At 55.6% G+C, this 21,720-nt stretch carries 19 protein-coding genes; 16 read left to right on the forward strand and 3 right to left on the reverse strand.

Annotation, left to right across the window (positions count from 1 at the left end):
* Positions 1-19: 19 nt before the first annotated feature.
* The 8 genes from J2X61_RS31295 to J2X61_RS31330 all read left to right on the forward strand — a co-directional run bounded on the left by J2X61_RS31295 (position 20) and on the right by J2X61_RS31330 (position 10,843).
* A complete protein-coding gene (locus J2X61_RS31295; RefSeq protein ID WP_310193768.1) occupies positions 20-496 on the forward strand; it encodes a helix-turn-helix transcriptional regulator in 477 nt (158 codons plus the stop codon).
* 141 nt (positions 497-637) lie between these two features.
* Positions 638-2,005: an aspartate aminotransferase family protein gene (locus tag J2X61_RS31300; RefSeq protein ID WP_274473407.1), complete on the forward strand. Its 1,368-nt coding sequence runs from the start codon at positions 638-640 to the stop codon at positions 2,003-2,005.
* 20 nt (positions 2,006-2,025) lie between these two features.
* Entirely contained in the window at positions 2,026-3,789 is a 1,764-nt protein-coding gene (locus J2X61_RS31305; RefSeq protein ID WP_274473406.1) for an IucA/IucC family protein, read from the forward strand.
* Between the two features lie 10 nt (positions 3,790-3,799).
* The gene (locus J2X61_RS31310; protein WP_274473404.1) at positions 3,800-5,038 is read left to right on the forward strand and encodes an MFS transporter; all 1,239 of its coding nucleotides are present in this window, start codon (positions 3,800-3,802) and stop codon (positions 5,036-5,038) included.
* A 10-nt stretch (positions 5,039-5,048) separates the two neighbouring features.
* Positions 5,049-6,872: an IucA/IucC family protein gene (locus J2X61_RS31315; protein WP_310193774.1), complete on the forward strand. Its 1,824-nt coding sequence runs from the start codon at positions 5,049-5,051 to the stop codon at positions 6,870-6,872.
* Entirely contained in the window at positions 6,869-8,818 is a 1,950-nt protein-coding gene (locus J2X61_RS31320; protein WP_310193776.1) for an IucA/IucC family protein, read from the forward strand. The genes J2X61_RS31315 and J2X61_RS31320 overlap by 4 nt, the downstream gene beginning before the upstream one ends.
* 45 nt (positions 8,819-8,863) lie before the next feature.
* Positions 8,864-9,478: an RraA family protein gene (locus J2X61_RS31325; RefSeq protein ID WP_274473399.1), complete on the forward strand. Its 615-nt coding sequence runs from the start codon at positions 8,864-8,866 to the stop codon at positions 9,476-9,478.
* A 27-nt stretch (positions 9,479-9,505) separates the two neighbouring features.
* Complete coding sequence (locus J2X61_RS31330) at positions 9,506-10,843, forward strand: LLM class flavin-dependent oxidoreductase (protein ID WP_379241334.1); 1,338 nt, start codon at positions 9,506-9,508, stop codon at positions 10,841-10,843.
* A 122-nt stretch (positions 10,844-10,965) separates the two neighbouring features.
* On the opposite strand, the gene J2X61_RS31335 is transcribed toward J2X61_RS31330, so the two are convergent.
* Positions 10,966-11,238, reverse strand: a complete 273-nt coding sequence (locus J2X61_RS31335) for a hypothetical protein (protein WP_274473397.1) — start codon at positions 11,236-11,238, stop codon at positions 10,966-10,968.
* Positions 11,239-11,399: 161 nt separating this feature from the next.
* Positions 11,400-11,957 (reverse strand): CcdC protein domain-containing protein, encoded by a 558-nt coding sequence (locus tag J2X61_RS31340; protein ID WP_310193778.1) that lies wholly within the window; start codon positions 11,955-11,957, stop codon positions 11,400-11,402.
* A 162-nt stretch (positions 11,958-12,119) separates the two neighbouring features.
* On the opposite strand from J2X61_RS31340, the gene J2X61_RS31345 reads away from it, so the two are divergent.
* From J2X61_RS31345 to J2X61_RS31360, 4 genes are all read left to right on the forward strand, one after another.
* On the forward strand, positions 12,120-12,416 hold the full coding sequence (locus J2X61_RS31345; protein ID WP_274473395.1) for a hypothetical protein: 297 nt from the start codon (positions 12,120-12,122) through the stop codon (positions 12,414-12,416).
* The gene (locus J2X61_RS31350) at positions 12,410-13,042 is read left to right on the forward strand and encodes an HAD hydrolase-like protein (RefSeq protein WP_274473393.1); all 633 of its coding nucleotides are present in this window, start codon (positions 12,410-12,412) and stop codon (positions 13,040-13,042) included. The genes J2X61_RS31345 and J2X61_RS31350 overlap by 7 nt, the downstream gene beginning before the upstream one ends.
* A gap of 161 nt (positions 13,043-13,203) precedes the next feature.
* Positions 13,204-13,674 carry a signal peptidase II gene (lspA, locus tag J2X61_RS31355; protein ID WP_274473391.1) on the forward strand — a complete coding sequence of 157 codons (471 nt, stop codon included), beginning with the start codon at positions 13,204-13,206 and terminating at the stop codon, positions 13,672-13,674.
* 104 nt (positions 13,675-13,778) lie between these two features.
* Entirely contained in the window at positions 13,779-14,138 is a 360-nt protein-coding gene (locus J2X61_RS31360; protein WP_274473390.1) for a hypothetical protein, read from the forward strand.
* A 684-nt stretch (positions 14,139-14,822) separates the two neighbouring features.
* On the opposite strand, the gene J2X61_RS31365 is transcribed toward J2X61_RS31360, so the two are convergent.
* Complete coding sequence (locus tag J2X61_RS31365) at positions 14,823-16,973, reverse strand: DNA topoisomerase III (protein ID WP_310193781.1); 2,151 nt, start codon at positions 16,971-16,973, stop codon at positions 14,823-14,825.
* A gap of 187 nt (positions 16,974-17,160) precedes the next feature.
* Between J2X61_RS31365 and J2X61_RS31370 the strand changes: the two genes are divergently transcribed.
* From J2X61_RS31370 to J2X61_RS31385, 4 genes are all read left to right on the forward strand, one after another.
* Positions 17,161-18,765, forward strand: coding sequence for a sensor domain-containing diguanylate cyclase (locus J2X61_RS31370; protein WP_310193783.1), 1,605 nt, complete (start codon positions 17,161-17,163; stop codon positions 18,763-18,765).
* A gap of 112 nt (positions 18,766-18,877) precedes the next feature.
* Complete coding sequence (locus tag J2X61_RS31375; RefSeq protein ID WP_310193786.1) at positions 18,878-19,912, forward strand: hypothetical protein; 1,035 nt, start codon at positions 18,878-18,880, stop codon at positions 19,910-19,912.
* Positions 19,905-20,561, forward strand: coding sequence for a DUF4129 domain-containing protein (locus J2X61_RS31380; protein WP_310193789.1), 657 nt, complete (start codon positions 19,905-19,907; stop codon positions 20,559-20,561). The genes J2X61_RS31375 and J2X61_RS31380 overlap by 8 nt, the downstream gene beginning before the upstream one ends.
* Positions 20,542-21,717 carry a DUF4350 domain-containing protein gene (locus tag J2X61_RS31385; protein ID WP_310193792.1) on the forward strand — a complete coding sequence of 392 codons (1,176 nt, stop codon included), beginning with the start codon at positions 20,542-20,544 and terminating at the stop codon, positions 21,715-21,717. The genes J2X61_RS31380 and J2X61_RS31385 overlap by 20 nt, the downstream gene beginning before the upstream one ends.
* Positions 21,718-21,720: the final 3 nt, after the last annotated feature.

A 21,720-nucleotide genomic window follows, 5' to 3' on the forward strand; every position in this document is an offset into this window, starting at 1 on the left:
CGGGATGGAGAGATAAGACATGACCATAACCAAAGTGCGAATGACCATTGATTCCAGTGCCACGGATGAACGGGCGCGAGCTAAGTTAGTCGATCTGCATCAAATCGTGGTCGATCAGGTGATGCGGCTCCAAATCAATGATTCGGTGAAAGTGACTATTGAATACGGAGGAGCCAGTCTGGAAGATCGGCTTGTTTCGACGGCAACCTCCGGGGAGAGAAGCGGGCACGGGCATAGTTACGGGCTTCCGCCGGCGGGGACGAAGGATAGGCTGAGCGAGAGGCAGCGCCAAATCGCCGATATGCTGTGCAACCATTATTCAATTAAGCGAATTGCCGATGAGTTGTTCGTTAGTGTGAACACGGTCAAGAAGCATATTCAGAATATGAAAAAGGCGCTGGGCATCGAGGATTCGGGTGCGGATTTCATTTATGCCGTTAAACAAATGATGCAGAGGGGGGACATTCATGACAAGGTCGTACTCCAATCGGAGTAATGACATTATCTAATCGGAGAATTTACTATGCTAGGACTCCTTGGTATTCTTAATGCAGGTTGACTGATAATGATTATCATTATCGTGATAATAAGTCACGATGACGTTGACCTGCAGACAAGATACTAAGGAGTGAAGATCATGGTTCATCTTACTGTCACGGAACAGTCCCAAAATACACGTTATCTGGAAAGCCAATCCAAGCGGGAATCGAATGCAAGAACATACCCGAGAAGGCTGCCGATTGCGATTCAAGAAGCGGAGGGAATTTACGTAAAAGATATGGACGGCAGGGTGTACTACGATTGCCTTGCCGGTGCCGGGACGCTTGCGCTCGGTCATAATCATCCTGTCGTCGTCGAGGCGATCAAACAGATGCTGGACAGCAAGCGGCCGCTGCATACGCTGGATTTGATGACGCCGCTGAAGGAGCAGTTCGTGGATGAGGTGTTCGCCAGCCTGCCGGAGGAGTTCGCGAGAAACGCGCGCATCCAATTCTGCGGTCCCACGGGGGGCGATGCGATTGAAGCGGCGATCAAGCTGGTCAAAACCGCGACAGGCAACCGCAGCATCCTCTCCTTCCAGGGAGGGTATCACGGTTCGACGCACGCGGCGATGAGTTTGAGCGGCACGCTCGGGCAGAAGGAGAAGGTGAACGGGCTCATCCCGGATGTGCACTTCATGCCTTATCCTTATGCGTACCGCTGCCCGTTCGGCGTCGGCGGCGAGCAGACGCACCAGATCAGTTCGCGCTACATCGAGAACTTGCTCGATGATCCCGAGAGCGGCATCGTTACGCCTGCCGGGATGATTTTCGAAGTCGTGCAGGGCGAAGGCGGATCGATACCCGCACCTGTGGAATGGGTTCGCGAGATGCGCAGAATTACGCAGGAGCGGAATATTCCGCTCATCATCGATGAGGTGCAAACCGGACTTGGACGCACCGGGAAGCTGTTTGCTTTCGAACATGCCGGAATCATCCCGGACGTGTTGGTTCTCTCGAAAGCGATCGGCGGTTCTTTGCCGCTGTCGGTCGTTATTTATAATGCCAAGTTAGACGTATGGCAGCCGGGAGCGCACATCGGCACGTTCCGGGGCAATCAGATGGCGATGGCAGCCGGTCTGGCCACATTGAAATATATCAAAGAGCATAATATTCCCGCCAAGGTGGAGCAGCTAGGCCGGCATCTGCGCATGCGGCTGAACGAGCTGAAGCAGGATGTGAACTGCATTGGCGACGTGCGCGGCAGAGGGTTGATGGTCGGCGTTGAAATCGTGCATGCAAGCGGTCAGCCCGATCGATTGGGTCATTATCCGCAGCACCCTAAACTGGCCAGCCAAATTCAGAAGGAATGCCTCAAGCGCGGCGTCATTCTCGAGGTTGGCGGCAGACATTCCGCCGTCATGCGCTTCCTGCCGCCGCTCATCGTGACGCAGGAGCAATTGGATGATATTGCCGGATTGTTCAGCGAGGCTGTCCATGCCGCTTGCGCAGCTTTGGACGCGTAACGGAAAGCGAGGGAGCATAGATGCTACAACAGCAGACGGACGCAGCGGCCAAAAGTATGGAGTTAGCGGAGCGGGCTACCATTCGCGCATTGCTGAACAGCTTCTTGAGGGAAACAGGGATGAAAGATCCGCGGGCCACGCTGCCGGGACTCCGGCATTACGATTCCTTCCCGAAGAACGGTGAGTCGTTCATCCTTCATTTGCCTATGATCGACAAGACGATCACGGGCGCCATTACCTACTATTCGGCCATAGGCCAGCACGTGTACGGTGCTTTTTTCTACGAAGCCTCGCCAGCCGGATTCTTTCGTGAACTCGGGGTTGAGCGTTTGATCGCGCTGCTGCTGGAAGAACTGAGTCTCCGCGAGAAGGGAGCTGCGAGCGAAGCCAACAAGCGCATCGTCAAGACTAGAATCGAGAACAGCTTGAAGAAGATGAGCTTGTACATCGAGCATTACCTGAATCTGAATCAGCCGCAAGCGTTGGAGGTGGGGCAAGCGGAATGCGTCCGTTCGGAGCAGTCGCTCTATAACGGACATCCGTTTCATCCCTACCCGAAATGTACGGAAGGCTTCGATTTCAGCGAGCTTGCCGCATACAGCCCCGAGCTAGGGGCTTCCTTCCAGCTGCATTATTTCGCGGTGCGCAAAGCGCTCGTCTACGAGGAGTGGCTGGACGGGGAAGCCGGGGCGGTTCCGCCATCCGTTATCCTGCATGCCCGTCAGCAGTTAGGCGACGCCGCCGGCGGCTATCGTTTGCTGCCCATGCATCCGTGGCAAGCGGATTATATGATGCAGCAGCCGGAGCTCCATCCGATGTTCGCTCAAAGGAAGATCGTCTCACTGGGCTTATGTGGTCCTGTCGTATACCCCACTTCTTCAGTAAGAACCGTGTGGGAGCCATCGGGAGGATACGGTTACAAGCTGCCCTTGCACGTTCGAATCACGAATCTGCTGCGTGTGAATACGCATGAGCAGGCTGAGCGGACGATGGATGCGGCACGGGTGCTGCACCATATCAGGCACGAATGGCAACCGGGCCCCTTCCGGATCCTATCCGAGACAGGCTACAGCCGGGTAACGATGGATGGGATCGCCGAGGAATGGGCTTCCAGCCTCACGGTCATCTACAGGCCGATGGATTTGCCCAATCCATTCACGTATGTGCTGGCCTCCTTGCTGGAGAGCTTGCCCGAACAAGCCGAGCCGAAGCTGATCCAAGCGATACGGCGAAGCGGATCGGGGCAGCTGCCTGATCTGCGTGAGTGGCTGGCGGGTTATTTGCGCATTTCCATGCTGCCTCTGCTGCATATGTTGGCGGAGTACGGCATTGCATTCGAGGCGCATTTGCAGAACTCGCTGGTATCTCTCAAAGGCGGTATGCCCGACTGCTTCTATGTGCGCGATCTGGAAGGCGTCAGTATCGACCGCCGCAAGGCCGCAGAAGCCGATTGGATCCATACGCTGGTCGCAGCGGGCTCCCCGGTGTTATATGAGGAATCCGCAACGTGGATGAGGACGAAATACTATTTCTTCGTGAACCACCTGGGCTCGCTGATTCATACGCTGGCGGCTTACAACCGCGAAGAGGAGGAGCTCTATTGGCGCGTCGTTCAAACGGTGCTGCGGCAGGAGCGTTCCGCTGCCGACGCCCGGCTGACGACTTATATCGATGATTTGCTGCATGGGGAAAGCTTGCCGGCCAAGGCGAACTTGACGAGCTGCTTCTTGGCAAGAGGAGAAACACCGCTGTTTGTCGATATTCCCAATCCCATAAGAGAGTAAGGTCTTTACCTTGGATAAATGGAAACGCAACCTGTTCATTCTATATGTCGGGCAATTTCTGGCGATGGCGTCCACAAGCTCCATTACCCCTTTTTTACCGCTGTACTTGCAAGAGCTTGGGCTTACCGATCCGAAAAAAGTGCTGTTCTGGTCCGGGATGATCTATGGCGCGAACCTGCTCACGGCGTTCCTGTTTTCACCCCTGTGGGGGAGGCTGGCTGACAAGTACGGGCGCAAAATGATGCTGGTGCGCTCCGGCCTCGGGATGGCCGTCACGATCACGCTGATGGGCGTCGCCACCAGCCCCTTGCAGCTGCTCCTGCTGCGCCTTGTCAATGGCGTGCTGTCCGGATTCGGACCGGCGGCCGTCGCGCTGACCGCGACCAATACGCCCAAAGAGCGCAGCGGGTATGCGCTGGGCATCCTGCATTCGGGAGCTGTGGCCGGCACCATATGCGGGCCGCTGCTAGGCGGGCTATTGGCGGACCATTTCGGTCTGCGGGAGGTATTCTTCTATACCGGAATCAGTATTTTCGCAGCGGCGCTGATCGTCATTTTCGGCGTGAGGGAGACGTTCGAGAAGAAGGAGAAATCGGCGGAGAGGACGGATATGCTGCAGGATTTCAAGCTGATCGTAGCCAGGAAGCCGATGGCCTCGATGTTCGTCTCCTCGGCCATTCTGCGGGCGGCCATGATCGGCACGCTGCCGCTTATTCCGCTGTATGTCCAGCAATTGGCGACAGGTTCGGACAATGTGGTTGTGCTTGCCGGCATTACTTCGGCGGCGATGGGGATTGCGAATATGATCACCGCCCCGCATCTCGGCAAGCTCGGTGATCGAATCGGCTCGCACCGGGTTTTCGTCTATGCCGTATTCGGCGCGATCATTTTCGCCGTTCCGCAGGCGTTCGTCCATCAATTATGGCAGTTAATCGCCCTAAGGTTCTTTACGGGCGCTTGTATTGGCGGCATGATGCCGTCGATGAACGTGCTCGTTCGTCAATACGCGCCGGCAGGCATGGAGAGCCGGACTTACAGCTATGTCAACTGCGCTGTGCTGTTGGGCGGTTTGGCCGGCTCGCTCGGCATGGGAGCGGTAGCGTCGGGCTTCGGCCTGCCGATGATTTTCATTATGATGGCGGCTCTGCTGCTAATCTCGATTATTTGGATGCGCGTGAAAGTGTTTCCGCACATCGCGCAGCGCGAAGATCCGGCCGCCTTGGCGGGCGGTCAGGAATTAATCAAATGAGGTGTATAGGATGAACACGATACATAAAGCCCCGGTCCATTCGGCAGCCTATGAAGCCAACGTGCAGGAAAGGGTGCTCGGACAGTTAATTGAAGCTGTGATCTATGAGGAAATTGCCGTACCGCTCAGCGGTGTCCCGGGGGCTAAGTTCGACGGGGAGCTCATTCTGGGAGGCAAGACAGCCGAAGGCGAAGAGGTTTCCTACCGCTTCAAGGCCAAACGTAAATTTACGTTCGGGCGCGTTCGTCTGGCCAGAGAAACGATCAGGCGCCGGCAGGGAAGCGGCGAATGGGGGCCAGCGGCTTTGGCCCAATTCGTGGCAGAAGTGCTCGGCCAAGCGCAGCGTGACCAAGAGCGGCTCGGCATGCTGCTAGAGGAGCTGCTGAGCACGCTCGCCAAGGATGTTCAGGCACAAGCGTACCGGGCGTCGCTGCCTCCGAGCGGACAGGAACGCAGCTATGACGAGCTGGAAAGCTTGTTGGACGGACATCCGTATCACCCGTGCTACAAGTCGCGAATCGGCTTCAGCATGGAGGAGAACGCCCGGTACGGCCCTGAGTTCGGCCAGCGGCTGCAGCCGGTTTGGCTTGCGGTTGCCAAAGGCCAGAGCCTGCTCTCCGTAATGGAGGGGGAGGACTACCGGGCCATTATCGCGTATGAGCTGGGCAGTGAAACCTTGCGCCAGTTTGAAGCTATTTTGACTGAGAAAGGGCTCCAGGCTGCAGATTACAGGTTTATGCCGGTGCATCCCTGGCAGTGGGAGCACGTCATTACTTCAGCCTTCCGGGAGCAGCTGGAAGACGCATCGATCGTCAAGCTCGGCAGCGGCACGGACGTTTATTATGCGCAGCAGTCTATTCGCAGTTGGGCGAATGCGTCCAATCGGGAGAAAGCCTACATGAAGATGGCGCTGAACATCACCAATACGTCAACGCGCCGCATGCTCGCGAAGCATACGGTACTGAATGCCCCGCTCGTTTCCCGCTGGCTGCTGACTTTGACGGAGAAGGATGAAACGGCCAAGAAGCTGGGATTCGTATTCTTGGCGGAATTCGCCGGCATCACCTTCGAATACGACAAGCTTCCCGCCGACTCCCAGCCGCAAGCTTATGGAAACTTAGGCGTCGTGTGGAGACAAAGCGTGCACCGCTTCCTGAAGGAAGGGGAATCGGCCATTCCATTAAGCTCGGTCACCTATCTGGACGGCGAGAAGCCGTTCATCGATCCCTGGATCTCCCGGTACGGACTTCAAGCGTGGACGCGCCAGCTGCTCGAAACGGCGATCACGCCGCTGATTCACATGTTGTTCGCGCACGGGCTGGCGATGGAATCCCATGCTCAGAATATCGTGCTCATTCATCAAGACGGCCTGCCTGTCAGACTGGCGCTGAAGGATTTCCACGACGGCCTGCGTTTCTCCAAGGCTCAGCTGCCGCAGCCGGAGGCTTGCCCGGAGCTGAACCTGGAGCCGGCCGCTCACCGGGCCATCAACCGCCATTCCTATATGCAGACCGACGATCTGGATGCGGTGAAGGATTTTCTGCACAGCGCCTTTTTCTTCGTGTGCTTAGGCGATATCGGCATCTTCATGCACGAGCGTTATGGACTGAAGGAAACGGAGTTTTGGCAAATGGTTGCGGATGTCATTCGGCAGTACGAGCAGGAGCATCCGGAGCATGCAGCTAACTTTGCGAAATACGATCTGTTCTCTGATACGATTCAGATCGAACAATTAGCAAGAAGAAGGCTGTGGAAGGACATGGAGGTCGATCCGAAGCATGTTCCGAATCCGCTGGCCCATTATCGAATGCCACAAGGAGGCCGTACGCAATGAAGAAGGACAATACCGGCTATATAGCTGAGCAGCGGATGATGGAAGATCTGGTGAACACCCTGCTGGCCGAACAATTTCTGGAGGGCCATGCAGGTGTGGAGCTGTTGACCAAGGAGCAATGGGATGCACTTGCGGCACAGGATTCGCAGATGAAGGCCGTTCAAGAGCGGCTCGAATCGGAGGGCGGGCTGGCAACGCATATGTTTCGTTGGCAGCTCCCGGATGCTGTCATCGTGTTTCCCGTAAGATCAGCCATCGTGCAGTCTTACCGTTACTCCGCCGAGGATGGCGTGTTTCAAGTGAAGCTTCACGAACAGACCATCCGCGTAGTCGAAATGGGTCCTATGAAGCTGATGGAGAATGCATATACGCTGTATGCGAACGATCCCGTAACCGTTGATCCTTACGGCGCTGTGAAACTGCTGCACATGATGGAGCAGACGCTGCTGCAAACGTCCTTCGCGCTTGAGAACGAACAGCCGGCGGCACCTATTCTGGAGCTTCCGCAGGCGGCTGCCTTGCTGGAAGCGGAACGGAAAGCAGCTTACCGTGACAGACCCTTCCACCCGGTCTCGAAGGTGAAGCAGGGCTGGGGTTATGAAGAATGCCGCAGCTATACGGCTGAATTCGGTCGTCCGATTGCGCTTAACTGGATGGCGGTGAAACAGGATTATGTCGTATCCGGTCTGGATGATCGTGCGGAGCTGGTCCCGGCCGACCTGCTGCTCTCCAAGGAAGAGCGTGCGCAGCTTAGCGATGAAATGAACCGGCGTGGTCTTGGCGATGGCGCCTATACAGCCATCCCTGTTCACCCATGGCAGATGTCGGCGATATTGCCCGAGCAGATCAAGCGAGAGCTGGAAGAGGGGATATGCATTCCGCTGGAGACGCAGACCGGGACCTTCTACGCGACCTCGTCCGTTCGATCGTTGATGCCAGAGAAGGAAGGCCCTTACCATGTCAAGCTGCCGCTGGGCATCTACTCGCTGGGTGGTCTTCGCTATTTGTCTGCCATCAAGCTGATGAACGGACAGCAGGCGGAAGGGGTCATGCGGCAAGCGTTGGAGCGCGATGCCGTGCTGAAGCACAAGCTGTTTCTATGCGACGAAACGAAATGGTGGGCGTACTTGCCGGAAGACCGCGATCTGTTCGCCGATTATCCGAGGCATCTGTCGACGATGATTCGCGAATATCCGGCTGAGCTCGTGCAGGATGCCGACGTCCGTTTGCTGCCGATGTCGGCGTTGTCGGTTCACGAATCCAAGGAGAACGGCCATCTTTATGACGAATGGCTGAGGCTGGTTGGATCGGACGTAAGCGAGGCGGCGGTCGTGCGGCTATTCCGCGAATCGCTCACCACCTATTTCGAAATCTGCTTCCGCTTGTTCAAGCTGGGCATGATGCCGGAAGTTCACGGTCAGAACTGCGTGCTCGTGTGGAAGCATGGGCATATCGCGGGGCTGCTGCTCCGCGACCATGATGCTCTGCGCGTTCATGTGCCTTGGCTCCAAGCGAACGGTCTTGAGGATCCTGCATACACCTTGCGCAAAGGGTATCCGAATTCCCTGTATCACGACAAGCCGGAAAAGCTGCTGACGTTCTTCCAGATGCTCGGCATTCAGGTGAACGGCTACGCGATTTTGCGAAGCGTCTCCCAATATTATGGAGTTAGCGAAACGAGCTTGTGGCAGGAGCTGCAGAGCTGCCTGGAGGAAGCGATGGCTAAGGCGGAGCTGCCTGCCGAGGTTGCGGAGGTTCTGCATAACGCCTTATTTGCAGCGGCCCAATGGCCATGGAAGCAGCTTGTGCGCCCGCTGCTGAAGAAGCAGACGATGCGGGTGCCGGGCAGCATGCCTTTCGGTCAGGGCGAAGCGGCAAACCCGTTCCACTTACTGCCTGGAAAACCGGGGGCGGTGAAGGAAGCGCAGTTGACGAGCCGGAGTTAGTTAAGCCGGTTAAGTAAAGGAGAGAAGGAGAGGAGAGATCTCACTATGTTTCGTATTCAACCGAGAGTGCAAGGCGTTACTCCAGAGCTTCTGGAGTTATATCGCGATATTAGTCCGTCCACCATCGGCCACTTGACGGATTTCGGGTTCCTGCATGGCGCCCAGCCGCTGTTCCGGCCGATTCGGCTGCTGGGGAACGCGGTAACGGTACGCACACCGCATATTGACTCCAGCGCCATCACCCAAGCGATGGAGCTGGTGCAGCCCGGCGATGTGCTCGTCATCGATATGTCCGGCGACGAGCAGCGGGCGTGCTGGGGCGAATTCAGGACGTATGCGGCCATCGCCAAGAAGGTGGCGGGCGTCATTGTGTCCGGCTGCGCAGCGGATGTTCGCGCGATTACGGGGCTGGGCTTCCCCGTCTATTCCAAAGGGATCAGCGCGCTGACCACAAGGACGCTCAAGCTGGAAGGCGAAGTGAATACGCCGGTCAGTGTGTTCGGCGTCAGCGTTCAGCCCGGGGACTTGGTCGTGGGAGACGATGACGGGGTGTTCGTCATAGACCCGCAGGAAGCAACGGAGATCGGGCTCAAGGCGCTGGAGAAGCAGCAGAAAGAAGAGCGGAGAAGACAAGAGTACGGCTATATACTGCCGTCATAGATCAATGGGAGCGATGAGGTGACAGGAGTGAAAGAGGGAAAACAGCTGCACTTGAACTTATTTATTTTGAGCACCGGTCATCATGAGGCCTCGTGGCGGCATCCGGATGCGCAGCCGCAGCTTGCCACCAGCCTGAGCTACTACCAGGAGCTGGCCAAAACCGCCGAGCGCGGGAAGATGGACTCGATCTTCCTGGCGGAGAAATATCGTTTAACCCCGTTAATTAAATATCGCGTCATTCCCCAGCTGGAGGCATTCACGCTGCTGTCCGCCATCGCTTCGGTAACGAAGCATATCGGTCTGACAGCGACAGCTTCGACCACCTACAACGAGCCGTACCATATCGCCAGGAAGTTTGCCTCGCTCGATCACATTAGCGGGGGTCGTGCCGGATGGAACATTGTGACTTCGACAGGCGACGCCACAGCGCACAATTTCGGCAAAGAGCAGCATCTGGACCACAAAGTCCGCTATGATCGGGGGAAGGAGTTCGTCGAGGTGGCCAAACGGCTGTGGGCCGGCTGGGCGGAGGATGCGCTGCTCGCCGATAAGCCCTCCGGCATCTATGCGGATGTAAGCCGGATTCAGGGCGCTGAATTCAACGGCGACTTTTTCTCCGTTAAAGGAGCTCTCAACATTCCGCGTTCGCCGCAAACGCATCCTGTTCTTGTGCAGGCCGGCTCCTCGGAAGACGGGAAGCAGTTTGCCGCCGAACTCGCGGAAGTGATCTTCACGGCGCAAAATACGATGGAGGACGCCGCAGCGTTCTATACCGATGTCAAAAGCAGAATGCGCCAATTCGGACGCTCGGAGAATGAGGTTATCATTCTTCCCGGCTTCATTCCTTTTGTCGGAGACACGGAAGCGGAGGCCAGGGACAAGGAGCGGGAGCTGAATGAATTGGCCGTTTCCGAATATGGCGTGCGCAGTTTGTCGGACCTGCTCAAAGTGAACTTGTTTGACTATCCGTTGGACGGTCCTCTGCCTCTGGCGGCGCTTCCGTCTATCGATCAGATTCAAGGGCAGAAGGCACGGTTCCAGCTCTATGTGGATCTGGCACGCCGGGAGCATCTGACGATTCGCGAGCTCATTATCCGTACGGCCGGCGGGAGAGGGCATTTTACTTTTGCAGGTACTGCTGTGCAGATTGCGGATGTGATGGAGCGTTGGCTGAAGAATGGAGCAGCGGACGGATTTAATTTGATGCCGCCCCTGCTGCCGTGCGGTTTGGATGATTTCGTGGACAAGGTCATTCCCGAGCTGCAGAATAGGGGGATTTACCGGACGGAGTACAGCGGCACGACGCTTCGCGAACATCTCGGGCTGGCATCCCGCCGTGAGCTTGCAACCCCAACCGGCAGTTAGGGGAAAGAAGGTTTAAGTGAAGGCGCTCCAAGATGGGGCGTCTCTTCAGGTTCAGTACAAAAAGAATGACGCAAGGCGCGCAGCCTTCCGTCATTCTTGGTCATTCTTAAGTGAAAAGCCCGTCAGCAAGCGGGCGGTTGTACAGGCTGCGGCACGTTGCGGCTGCAATCGATATACATCGGATAGACGACCTCTTTCAACCCTGCAGCAGGCACCAATTCCTCCGGTTCTTCCAATCCCTCGAATACTTCAATGACTCTCACGGCATTCTCGGTTTCAGATTGATTCTGATAGGAGAGCATCATCGTTCTATTCCTCTTGAATACGTCGATACACAGACACAACATGAGACCAACAACGAACAAGCCTAAGGCAATGAACTCCAAATCTCTCATTATGGTTGCCCTCCTATGAATCCTTTTTCATAGGTTAGCTCACTCCGGATGCAATGTCGCTCGAAAACCGTTGTCGGATTCTAGCTTATTTGCGCGAGCGGCATGCCGGGACATAAAGAGCTGTCCGCAGGGTCGCGATGGACCCTGCAGACAGCTCTCTGTTATTTGGCGGCTTGCGGACCGGCTGCTTCATCGGCGGATACGGATGCTGCGCCTGCATCCAGCTTGATTTCTTCGCGAAGCAAGTAGGTGAAGTACAGCACATAGTAAGAGACGAGGACGAAGAAGACGCCTGCAGTCAAAGGGTCCTCGGTGAATTGCATCGGATCTGCCGGGTTCATCCTGGCCGGGTCCGGGGACAGCGCGATGAAGGCCAACCGGTAAACGATGCGGCTGAGGAACAGCACGAGGACGGCGATTTCGATCCAGAGGTGCGTCCGGTAATACCAGCCGTCCGTCCGATATTCGAAGCGGGTGTGGCGGATGGCGGTCATTCCCAGACCTGCGCCGGCAGCAAGGCCGATGACATAGCCGATGAAATGACTGGGATGGACGAAGCCTAGCAGGAAAATCACGATTCCGAGCAGGCTGAACAGGGTGAGACGGAATTTGAGCCGCCGTTTGGCCAGCCTCTGAAAGCCGATCGTACGTTTCGTTCGACGATAAATGATAAAGCCGATGATAAGAAAAGGGAAGGCTAGATGCATCCAATCCTGCATGAAGGATCCTCCAATCGGGTTATTCCATTTTCATATTGTAGCAAATTTAGGCAGCTTGTCATGAGAAATGTTATTCCGTTTACAAAAAACTGTCATACACTTAATAGTAGTGCGATAAACTTACTTTACACACAAAATGTGCCGCAAGGGAGTTGACTGACAATGGCTCTAATCACTCACGTTAATGTATGTAATGCAGACAATGAAATTTACTGCTGTCTCCGAAATAAAATCGTCAAGTTGGATGCCCATCAGCAAGAGCAGTTCTGTCAAGGCTGTAAAATGTATGCCGGCAATGCGGATGCTTATGGACGCGGTATAACTTGTGTTTGGGAAGATCTGCGGGACGTCAGCAATCCGCATATCGTCAAAGATCCGCTTGAGGAATTTGCCCATAATCAAATCAAAGAAGTGCCGACTGAGGGTCCGGCCTTATTTGTATATACAACCGAATGGTGAAACATATCCTCTTTGATTTCGATGGCACACTCGTCGACTCCAGAGCTTTGCTCGTCAAGCTGTATAATGAAATGGCAGAGCAGCACCAGTTTCGCAGGATTCGAGATACGGATCTGGCGCTGCTCCGGTCGCTTTCCATCGCAGAGCGGGTCGACCGGCTGGGTGTGCCGGCACTGCAGATTCCCAAGCTCATCGTCGCGGGCAGACAGCTCTATCAAGAGAATATCAAAACGCTTCATATCGTTCCGGGTATGAAAGATGTCATCGCGAAGCTTTCTTCACAGGGTGTGAAGTGCTCCATTCTTTCCTCCAATTCGGAGGCTAACATTCGTACGTTTCTGAAAAATAACAAAATGGACGGCGCCTTCAAAGAAATTATTTCGGCGAAACTGCTGTTCGGCAAGCATCACTCCATTCGCAAAGTTATGAAGCAGTGGGGGACCACGCCTTCCCGCATGATTTATGTCGGAGACGAGCTGCGAGACATCGAGGCATGCAAGAAGCTGGGCGTGCCCATTGTTGCGGTCACATGGGGGTATGACGCGCCGCGTCTGCTGCTCAGAGGGGGACCGGATTATTTGGTTCATACGCCAGGAGAGCTGCTGAGAACCTTGCTGGGAGTATGAGAACATGAAGTAGCTGCCTGGGCAGGTCCGGGGCGGCTATTTGTATTGCATTTGGATGGAGGGGGGCGGTAAGCGGCGGCGCTAGTCGCAACATTCGCAGTTCCCACGTCCTGTCATGTAGAATAGAGGAGAAGGAGCACATTGCCAATAGGGGGAGTCTTATGCTTTTCTATCTCATCATTATCGTCGTTGCAGCTATTGATCAATTATCGAAAGTCTGGGTCCGCTCCATGCTGAGTGTGGGGGAATCCATGCCGTTCTATAAAGACATCGTTTCCTTCACGTATTACCAAAATACGGGGGCGGCGGGGAGCTCGCTTCAGGGCTGGGCACCCTATCTGGGCGTTGTTTCCGTTGTCGTCGTCGCGGTGATCATTTATTACCGGCACAAGGGGCGCATGCAGAGCATCCTCCAGCAGTGCGGGGCAGCGTTCTTCGTTGGCGGGGCCATCGGGAATGGTATTGAGCGGCTGTTGTTCGGGAAGGTGACGGATTTTATCGTCTTCCGTTCAGGAGATGGCATTATGAATATTGCGGACTTGGCGATTAACCTGGGCGTGGTGCTGTATGTGGTGGATATGTTTCTCTCCATTCGGCACAGAGGTTTTGGCAAGGAAAAACCGATTCCTTAATATAGGACTTATAAACTATTTTTGTAGATCAAAGGTACTATAATGTGATATGCTTTCCATAGACGGTTACAGACCGGGTTGAAGTTAAACTGGGAGATGGTAGCATGAGTGATGGGAGCATGAGGCCGGAGAGACAGGCTTTAATCGATGAATTTTTTGTCATGATCCGCAAGTTGAACCGGACCGGCGCAGACATTATCCACGTGAGGGAGTTTTTCTGGAAAGCGTCGGAAATTCGCGGCTTCATTCCGCCGACGGTGGAATTCATGACGGTGCTCAAAGCGTATAATGCCGTTCTATTTCACGAATTTCGCAAATCACTTGTACCGAATACAAGCATGCATATACTGGCGAACGTTAATATGGAAGCAGGGGAAGCGCTGATCAGTCTCGGCATAACGAGTCTGGAGCAGCTTCAGCTTGCGGTCAAAGGAAAGATCATGGAACAGGCTGCAGAGGGATAAAAAAAGCCAAGCGAGAGCTGCCGGGGGGCAGATTTCGCTTGGTTTTTTTGTGCTCCGCCTGCATGGCGGATGAACGCGAGGGGGTGGGCCTCGCTAACGGACAGGGAAGCCCTTATTGCAAGCAATAGGGCTTCATCGGAATTGTAACGGACACGGGGGCCGTTATTTGCTCATTTGGGCGGGAAAACGCCCTGAAAATCGGCAAATATGGTCTCTGGTGTCCGTTAGCGGCGAAATGCCGCGCTATTCGCAGGAATAGCGTCCTCTGAGTCCGTTAGACTCGGCGGACGAGCACCGGGCGCAGCGTGGAGAGGCAGGTTCCGCTTATCCCGTGCGGGGCCAATGCCAATTCGCGCGGGGGGCGGGCCTCGCTAACGGACAGGGAAGCCCTTATTGCAAGCAATAGGGCTTCATCGGAAAAGTAACGGACACCGCGGCCGTTATTTGCTCATTTGGGCGGGAAAACGCCCTGAAATCGGCAAATAAGGTCTCTGGTGTCCGTAAGCGGCGAAATGCCGCGCTATTCGCAGGAATAGCGTTCGCTGAGTCCGTTAGACTCGGCGGACGAGCGCCGGGCGCATCGTGCGGAGAGGCTTATGCGGAGGTCGATGCCATCCGCGCGTGGCGGAGAGGCTAGGTCCGCTCACCCCCTGCCGGGGAGACGATATCCCCGCCTGGCGAGCGCTATTCGTCCTTCTTCTGGCCCATAGCAGCCATCAGCTTCTCGGCGAGCGAACTGCCAAGCTGGGTCTGATCGGAGTACTGCTCGATCAGTTGGCGGTTCGCCTTGGCCGAGGCGCGGCGGCCGCCTCCGCCTGAGCCGTCTTTGTCAACCTTCTCGACGACGTTGCATGGACGGCATTGGAAATACTTACCGGACTTCCCGTTATGGATTTCCATCTTCTTATGGCATTGCGGACAACGATGGTTCGTCAGCTGTCCGTCGGCCTCGCGCTTGTAGGAGCATTCGCGGCTGGAGCAGACGAGATAACGCCCGCGCTTGCCCTTGACTTCCTGCAGGAACTCCCCGCAATCCGGGCACTTGCTGCCCGTAAGGTTATGCGGCTTGTAAGCCGCGTCGCTTTTCTTCACTTCACTAACCAATTCCACCGTTTTCTTGCGAATGCCGCTCAAAAACTGCTCCATGCTGCCTTTGCCTTTGGCAATCCGCTCGAGCTCCTGCTCCCACTTGGCCGTCAGCTCCGGCGACCGCAGCTCCTCCGAGGCCAGCTCAATCAGCTGCTTGCCCTTGCCTGTCGGGATCAGCTGCGAGCCTTGGCGCTCGATCGTGTCCGAGGACACGAGCTTCTCGATAATATCCGCGCGCGTTGCCGGCGTGCCAAGCCCCCATTTCTCCATCTGCGCGAGCAAGGACGCTTCCGTATAGCGGCCCGGCGGCTTCGTCTGCCGGTTGAGCTGGCGGGCCTGCTTGACGGTGACGGCATCCTGCTCCTTCGCCTGTGGCAGCAGCTGGGACGGATCGTCATCACTGTCCGTCTCATCGCGGTCCGGATCGCTGAAGTCGCTCGCGCCGTAAACTTCTTTCCAGCCGCCGTCTTTGACGACTTTGCCTGAGGCATGCAGCTTCTCCCCGGCGACCTCGACCGTTAGCTTCGTTTCATCGTACCGGCAAGGCCCGTAGAACAAGGACAGGAAGCGGCGCACGATCAAATCGTACAGCCTGCGCTCATCCGCGCTTAAGCTCGCCAGCGCAACCGGTTCGCCGGTCGGAATAATCGCATGATGGTCGGAAACCTTGCTGTCGTCGACAATACGCTTCGAAATCGCCAGCGGCTTGCGCAGCAGCGGGGCGGCAAGCGGCGCATAAGGGCCGATGGCTGCGCCCTTGATTCTGCCGGCGAGCGTCGGCGCCATATCCGAGGTGAGATAGCGGGAATCCGTCCGCGGGTACGTGACGATCTTGTATTGTTCGTACAGCCGCTGAAGCACGTTCGACGTCTGTTTGGCCGAGAAGCCGAATTTGCGGTTGGCGTCGCGCTGCAGCTCGGTCAAGTCGTAGGCGAGCGGGTGCGGTATTTGTTTCTCCGTCTTCGCAATGCTCACGATGCGGCCGCTCTGCCCTTGCAGCTTCGCTTTCAGGCCGTCGGCGCGCTCGCGGTCGAAGATACGCGTGTCGCCGGTTTTGGGATCCCGCCACACCGCGCGGAAAGAGCCCAAATCCGCCTCGATCGACCAGTAGTCAACAGACCGGAAATCCCGGATTTCCTTCTCACGGTCGATCATCATAGCCAGCGTGGGCGTCTGTACACGCCCGGCGGACAAGGACGCGCCGAACTTGCTCGTCAGCGCGCGCGTCACATTAAGGCCGATCAGCCAATCGGCCTCGGAACGGCAGACGGCGGCCTGGTACAGCCGGTTGTAATCCGTGCCCGGCTTCAGCTGCGCGAAGCCGTCGCGAATCGCCTGATCCGTCTGCGACGAAATCCAAAGCCGTTTGAACGGCTTCTTCCAGCGGATCAGCTCCATAATCCAGCGGGCGACGAGCTCGCCTTCCCGCCCGGCATCCGTGGCGATGATCAGCTCGGCGAGATCGCCGCGGCGGCTCAATTGCTCGATGCCGCGGTATTGATGCGAGGTTTCCTTCAATACCTTGAGCTTCATGCGCTCAGGGAGGATAGGCAGATCTTCCAGATTCCACGTTTTGTATTTGGCATCGTAATCATCAGGCTCAGCAAGCGTAACCAGGTGCCCCAGCGCCCAGGTAACGACATATTTGGGGCCCTCATAATGATGCTTCTGCTTCTGCGTGCAGCCGAGGACGCGGGCAATTTCCTTAGCGACACTCGGTTTTTCGGTGAGTACAAGAGTTTTCATAGCAATAACGACCTCATTTCTAATTACAAATTAGCATAAGCCAAACCGGAGCTCTTTTCAAATGATAGAAGCGGGGCGGAAAAATGGGAATAAAAAAATTGTCGTCTTATAAGAGATAATGTCTTTTTTTGACTGGGATAAAAGGTATAATAAGAAGATAGAAGGTAGGAAAGGAGCTGATGCCGAAGTGGGACGCGTTTCCTCGTATTTCTCCAACCAAACGCTTAAAATGCGGTTTCAATTATGGGCGGGTGGCGCCATAGTGGCATTGGCCGTTTCAATTCTTGTTCCTTTTTATTACATCGAGCAAAACGACCGTGTGAATGAAGCACAGCTTCAGCTCAAACAGGTTATTACCCTGCAGGGTTTATATATAGAAAGATGGGCACAGGAAAAATTGGATGCGATCAAGCGTTTCGCACTCTCGGACAATGCCAAGTTTCACCGGATCGGCGATTTGAAGAGGGAGTTTCAAAATTACGGCAAGGTCAATTCGGAGTTCGAATCCATTCAATTCGTCGAAAAGGACGGCTATATACGGATTGCTCCTGATGTAAGCGTGTACGTCGGGGCCAAACCTTTCTTCGCGCAGGTTAAGGATCAGAAGAAAAGCTACATCTCCAGCGTGGATATTTCCCCTGAATCCGGGAAGCCGATGATTATGTTTGCCGCTCCGGTGCTCGGAGATGCCGATGATTTCCAGGGGGCTGTTCTGGGCGTCGTGACTTTGGATACGCTGAACACATTGATGAAGCAGCTCAGCTTCGGAGAGACGGGAGAAGTGTATGTGCTGGATGCGGATGGACAAATCGTGACCCGTTCCATGCGCAATCTGGACATGCGGAACGCAAACGCCGCTCTGGCGACGTCGGAGATCGTCGAGATGGCCAGGAAGGAAGTCCCGTCTAATGAGGCGTATGCCGGCTTTCACGGGGAGCAGGTATACGGGCAGTACTTATGGTCCAAAGAGAAGAACTGGATTGTTGTCGGGGAAGTCACCAAGAAAGAGGTACTGGGGAAATTGTATCAGATGAGCATCACGATCATTCTGATCTCCTTAGTTGCCCTTATATGCAGCATACTTGCTGTTTTTATGGTAGCTTCGCGAATTGAGAAGCCGGTGCGTTCGCTGCTGCGCGCTACGAAAATCATTCAAAAAGGGAGTTATGATTATCAGATCGATGCCGGCGAAATCCGAAACGCTCCCATTGAGCTCCGGCAATTGGTCAACACGTTCAATATGATGGCGGAGAAGCTGAAGAGGACGATTTCCCTATTGGAGCACTATGCCAGAATGGACCCGCTCACCGAGATTCACAACCGGCGATATATGATGTCCGTCGGCAATGACAGGCTGCATGCTTGTCTATCGGCAGGACAGACTAGTTCCGTCATCATGATGGATATCGACCATTTCAAAAAAATTAACGACACGTACGGCCATCAAGTCGGGGACAGCGTGCTCTCTCATGTCGCATCCATTCTGAAAGAGCAGGCGGATGCGAATACGATCGTCGCACGCTACGGAGGGGAAGAGTTCATCATCCTCTGCCTCCGGCAAAGTGCGCAGCAGTGTGCAAGCTTGGCAGAAACGATTCTGGAGCATATCCGGCAAACGGCTTATCGGGATGAGAAAGTGGCGGTGCCCCTGACGGCGAGTATCGGCATCGCTGAATTTTCACCGAAGCTGGAATACGGCACCATGATTCTCGAGGATATGGTTTCCAGAGCGGATCATGCGCTGTACCGCGCGAAATCGGCCGGGCGCAACCGGGTGGAGCTGGACAGATAATGACTTATCGGTCCGGCTTTTTTGCTATGCCAATTTAATTGGTCAGAAATTCCAACGTTTGGTGTATAATAGTCGATGGGTATTCGAATTACCAACATTTAGGGGGTTAACCATGCAAAACACAGCTTTAAGACCGATGGGAATCGGGAGAATTCTGGATCGGAGCTTTCATTTGTACCGTAAACATTTTATGGTATTAACGACGGTTATGCTGATTCTTTACGGTCCGTTCTATCTTCTGCAGCATTTGCTTACATACCAGGAAACAGCCGTTACTTCAAATACGGTGCTTGATTATATCCGCAATGGCGGTTCATTGGAAGAGATGTTCGGACCCGGATCGCCTCTGCTGCAAAATAACCCTGAGCAGTACGATCCTGCCTACATAGGGAAAATGCTTTTGTTCGTACTGATCTTGCTGCCGATCATGCTGCTGGGTCTTATGCCGGCTTCGATCGCATCGGTCGTACATCTGGTGAAAGCCAACCTGTATGGCGAAGAGACGCCTACGCTGGGACAGCTCTTGAAGAAGTCGTTCGCTCGTTTCTGGCCGCTGGCCGGCAGTACGTTCCTGGACGGACTCATCTTGGTCGGCATTTATATGGGATTAGCTATTATTCTTATTATTTTTGCGGTTGTTTTTGCGCTTGGCAGCGGCTTTTCGAATGCGGTCGGCGGATTCGGCGGGGGCGCGCTGGTGTTCTCGATTATATTTTTTATCGCAGTAGGGTTAGGATCGCTTATCACATTCGCTTACTTCTTCATTCGCTGGTGCTACTATTTGCCTTTCGTAGCGCTGGGAGAGGATTCGATCGGCATCGGTCTCAGCTGGAACTTAACGCGGCGCAGCTTCTGGCGGTTATTCGGCATGTACGTGGTGCTTACACTCATTCTGTATGTGTTCCTGATCGTCATTCAGCTCGTTATCGGAGCTCTGCTTGGCACAGGGCTAGGCGCTCAGCTGCTGCAAAGTTTAATTACCATCCTGACGATGGCGCTGTGGTACCTGCCTTATGCGGTTAGCTTTTTCGATTTGCGGATACGCAATGAAGGTTTGGGTCTGCAATCGCTCATCGACAGCACGATTCCTGCGGGTACGGAGGATTCGGAACCGTTCCAGATCGATTTGGATAAAAAGAATGACTAAGACCGGCTTCGTACTCTCTGTGCAAGACGACAAGGAGCAGCTGCTGCAAATTTTGCAGAAGGATGAATACACGGCTTATGAAGCCAAGCAGAACGGATCGATCTGGACATGGCTGGAGCCTCTGCTCCGTAAAATAAAAAGTTGGCTGCCCGACTTCAAGATGTCCGATTCCGTGACCGATTGGCTGACCGTAGGCGTTGCGATCGTGCTGCTCGGCGTGGCCGGATTTGCGATCTATTGGTTCATGAAGCAAATCGTGCGGCAGAAGCGGATCCGTTCGCAGGCGTTCTTGCCGGAAGGCGAAATCAGCCGTTCCTACCGCTTTTACTGGGAACAATCGGCAGGGCTAAGGAACGAGGGAGCATGGAGAGAAGGCGTGCGAGCCGTCTTCTTATCCCTGCTGTTCTATATGGAAGATGCGCGTATGATTCGGGTAGAGAAATGGAAGACGAACTGGGAATATGCGGAGGAGCTGGAACGGTCGGCTTCATCGCTTGTTCCGTTATTTCAAGAGAGCTCGCTGCTCTTCGAGCGGATTTGGTATGGCCAAGAAGCGGTTAGCGAGGGGCAATTTGCATGGCTGTACGAACAGGTTGCCGGGGCGATAGGCGGAAAGGGGGGCGGCGCGGATGCGGAAGGGGCTGAATAAGCTTCATGTGGGACTTGCTCTCAGCATTGTCGTGTTTCTCTGCCTGGGCTATTGGCTGGTGAAACCCAAGCTCCCCGATCAGGCACCTTATTTGTCTTTCTCCACCGATGTCGACGGCACCAAAGCTTGGAGGGAGCTGCTTGGCACGAAGCAGCACGCCGTTAAGGAATGGCGGCTGAGTTGGAAGAATCTGCCCAGCGGTGCTTCTGCGCTGCTGGTTGTCGTTCAGCCGTCGGGCGTGACTAAGGCGGATCGCGAGCAGCTGCTTCAGTGGGTACAAGCCGGCCATGATGTCATCCTGTTCGACCGGAATCCGGCCGGCTGGGCGTCATGGGGAACGGTTCCGATTAGCGGTGCCGATGTTCACGAAGAGGGCGGAGCGGCTGCAACGCAAGGCGGTGCGGAACCGGAAGCGGAGCTCTCGGCGATACGGGTCTCGCCGGATTATGTCCCGGGCGCCGGCACACTGACGGGTGTCGTCGACACGTCCTACCGGCTCAACCCGAACGGTAACGCCGAGGTGCTGTTCGAGGATGAGCATGGCGTGCTCGCCAGCCGCATCCGGGAGGGTGCAGGCACCATCACCGTCGTGCTGGCACCGCAGTGGCTGCAGAATGGGAACGTCGATCAAGCGTCCCATTTCGAATTGATCTGGCCGCTGTTCGCGAAGTCCTGGGACGCCGTGTGGATCGATGAGACGCACCACGGCTACGGGACGAAGCCCGGACTGCTGGCCGTCTATCCGGCGTGGCTCGTCATCGCCAGCGTCCAGCTCGGCCTGGCGCTGGCGCTGTGGCTCTGGCTGCGCGGCAAGCGCTTCGGCCCCGTCCACACGCCGCGGGCGTGGACGGTCCGCCGCGGCGACGAAGGCGTACACGCCGTCGCCGCCTGGTATGAACGCCTCGGCGCAAGGCGCGAGGCGCTCGGGCACCAGCAGCTGTTCCTGCGGCAGCTGCTGCACCGGCGCTGGGGGCTCAGCCCCAGCGCCGATGCTTCAGAGGCCGCGGAGGCTGCGCGCGGCCGCATGTCTTCCGCGCAAGCGGCGCAGCTGGCGCGCTTGCTGGAGGAGCCGCCGGCTGAGGGCGGCGGCGCGAAGGCGTTCGTGCAGCGAACGCGGGAGATGGGCGAAATGATCGCCTACTTGGAGAAGGAGTGAACG

This window comes from Bacillus sp. 3255 (assembly GCF_031456485.1).
GTDB lineage: Bacteria > Bacillota > Bacilli > Paenibacillales > NBRC-103111 > Paenibacillus_E.

Excerpts from the sequence above, each read along its gene's own strand:
- J2X61_RS31295 (WP_310193768.1), top strand. The coding sequence starts at position 20 with ATGACCATAACCAAAGTGCGAATGACCATTGATTCCAGTGCCACGGAT.
- J2X61_RS31300 (WP_274473407.1), top strand. The coding sequence starts at position 638 with ATGGTTCATCTTACTGTCACGGAACAGTCCCAAAATACACGTTATCTG.
- J2X61_RS31305 (WP_274473406.1), top strand. The coding sequence starts at position 2,026 with ATGCTACAACAGCAGACGGACGCAGCGGCCAAAAGTATGGAGTTAGCG.
- J2X61_RS31315 (WP_310193774.1), top strand. The coding sequence starts at position 5,049 with ATGAACACGATACATAAAGCCCCGGTCCATTCGGCAGCCTATGAAGCC.
- J2X61_RS31320 (WP_310193776.1), top strand. The coding sequence starts at position 6,869 with ATGAAGAAGGACAATACCGGCTATATAGCTGAGCAGCGGATGATGGAA.
- J2X61_RS31325 (WP_274473399.1), top strand. The coding sequence starts at position 8,864 with ATGTTTCGTATTCAACCGAGAGTGCAAGGCGTTACTCCAGAGCTTCTG.
- J2X61_RS31335 (WP_274473397.1), bottom strand. The coding sequence starts at position 11,238 with ATGAGAGATTTGGAGTTCATTGCCTTAGGCTTGTTCGTTGTTGGTCTC.
- J2X61_RS31340 (WP_310193778.1), bottom strand. The coding sequence starts at position 11,957 with ATGCAGGATTGGATGCATCTAGCCTTCCCTTTTCTTATCATCGGCTTT.
- J2X61_RS31345 (WP_274473395.1), top strand. The coding sequence starts at position 12,120 with ATGGCTCTAATCACTCACGTTAATGTATGTAATGCAGACAATGAAATT.
- J2X61_RS31350 (WP_274473393.1), top strand. The coding sequence starts at position 12,410 with ATGGTGAAACATATCCTCTTTGATTTCGATGGCACACTCGTCGACTCC.
- lspA (WP_274473391.1), top strand. The coding sequence starts at position 13,204 with ATGCTTTTCTATCTCATCATTATCGTCGTTGCAGCTATTGATCAATTA.
- J2X61_RS31360 (WP_274473390.1), top strand. The coding sequence starts at position 13,779 with ATGAGTGATGGGAGCATGAGGCCGGAGAGACAGGCTTTAATCGATGAA.
- J2X61_RS31365 (WP_310193781.1), bottom strand. The coding sequence starts at position 16,973 with ATGAAAACTCTTGTACTCACCGAAAAACCGAGTGTCGCTAAGGAAATT.
- J2X61_RS31375 (WP_310193786.1), top strand. The coding sequence starts at position 18,878 with ATGCAAAACACAGCTTTAAGACCGATGGGAATCGGGAGAATTCTGGAT.
- J2X61_RS31380 (WP_310193789.1), top strand. The coding sequence starts at position 19,905 with ATGACTAAGACCGGCTTCGTACTCTCTGTGCAAGACGACAAGGAGCAG.
- J2X61_RS31385 (WP_310193792.1), top strand. The coding sequence starts at position 20,542 with ATGCGGAAGGGGCTGAATAAGCTTCATGTGGGACTTGCTCTCAGCATT.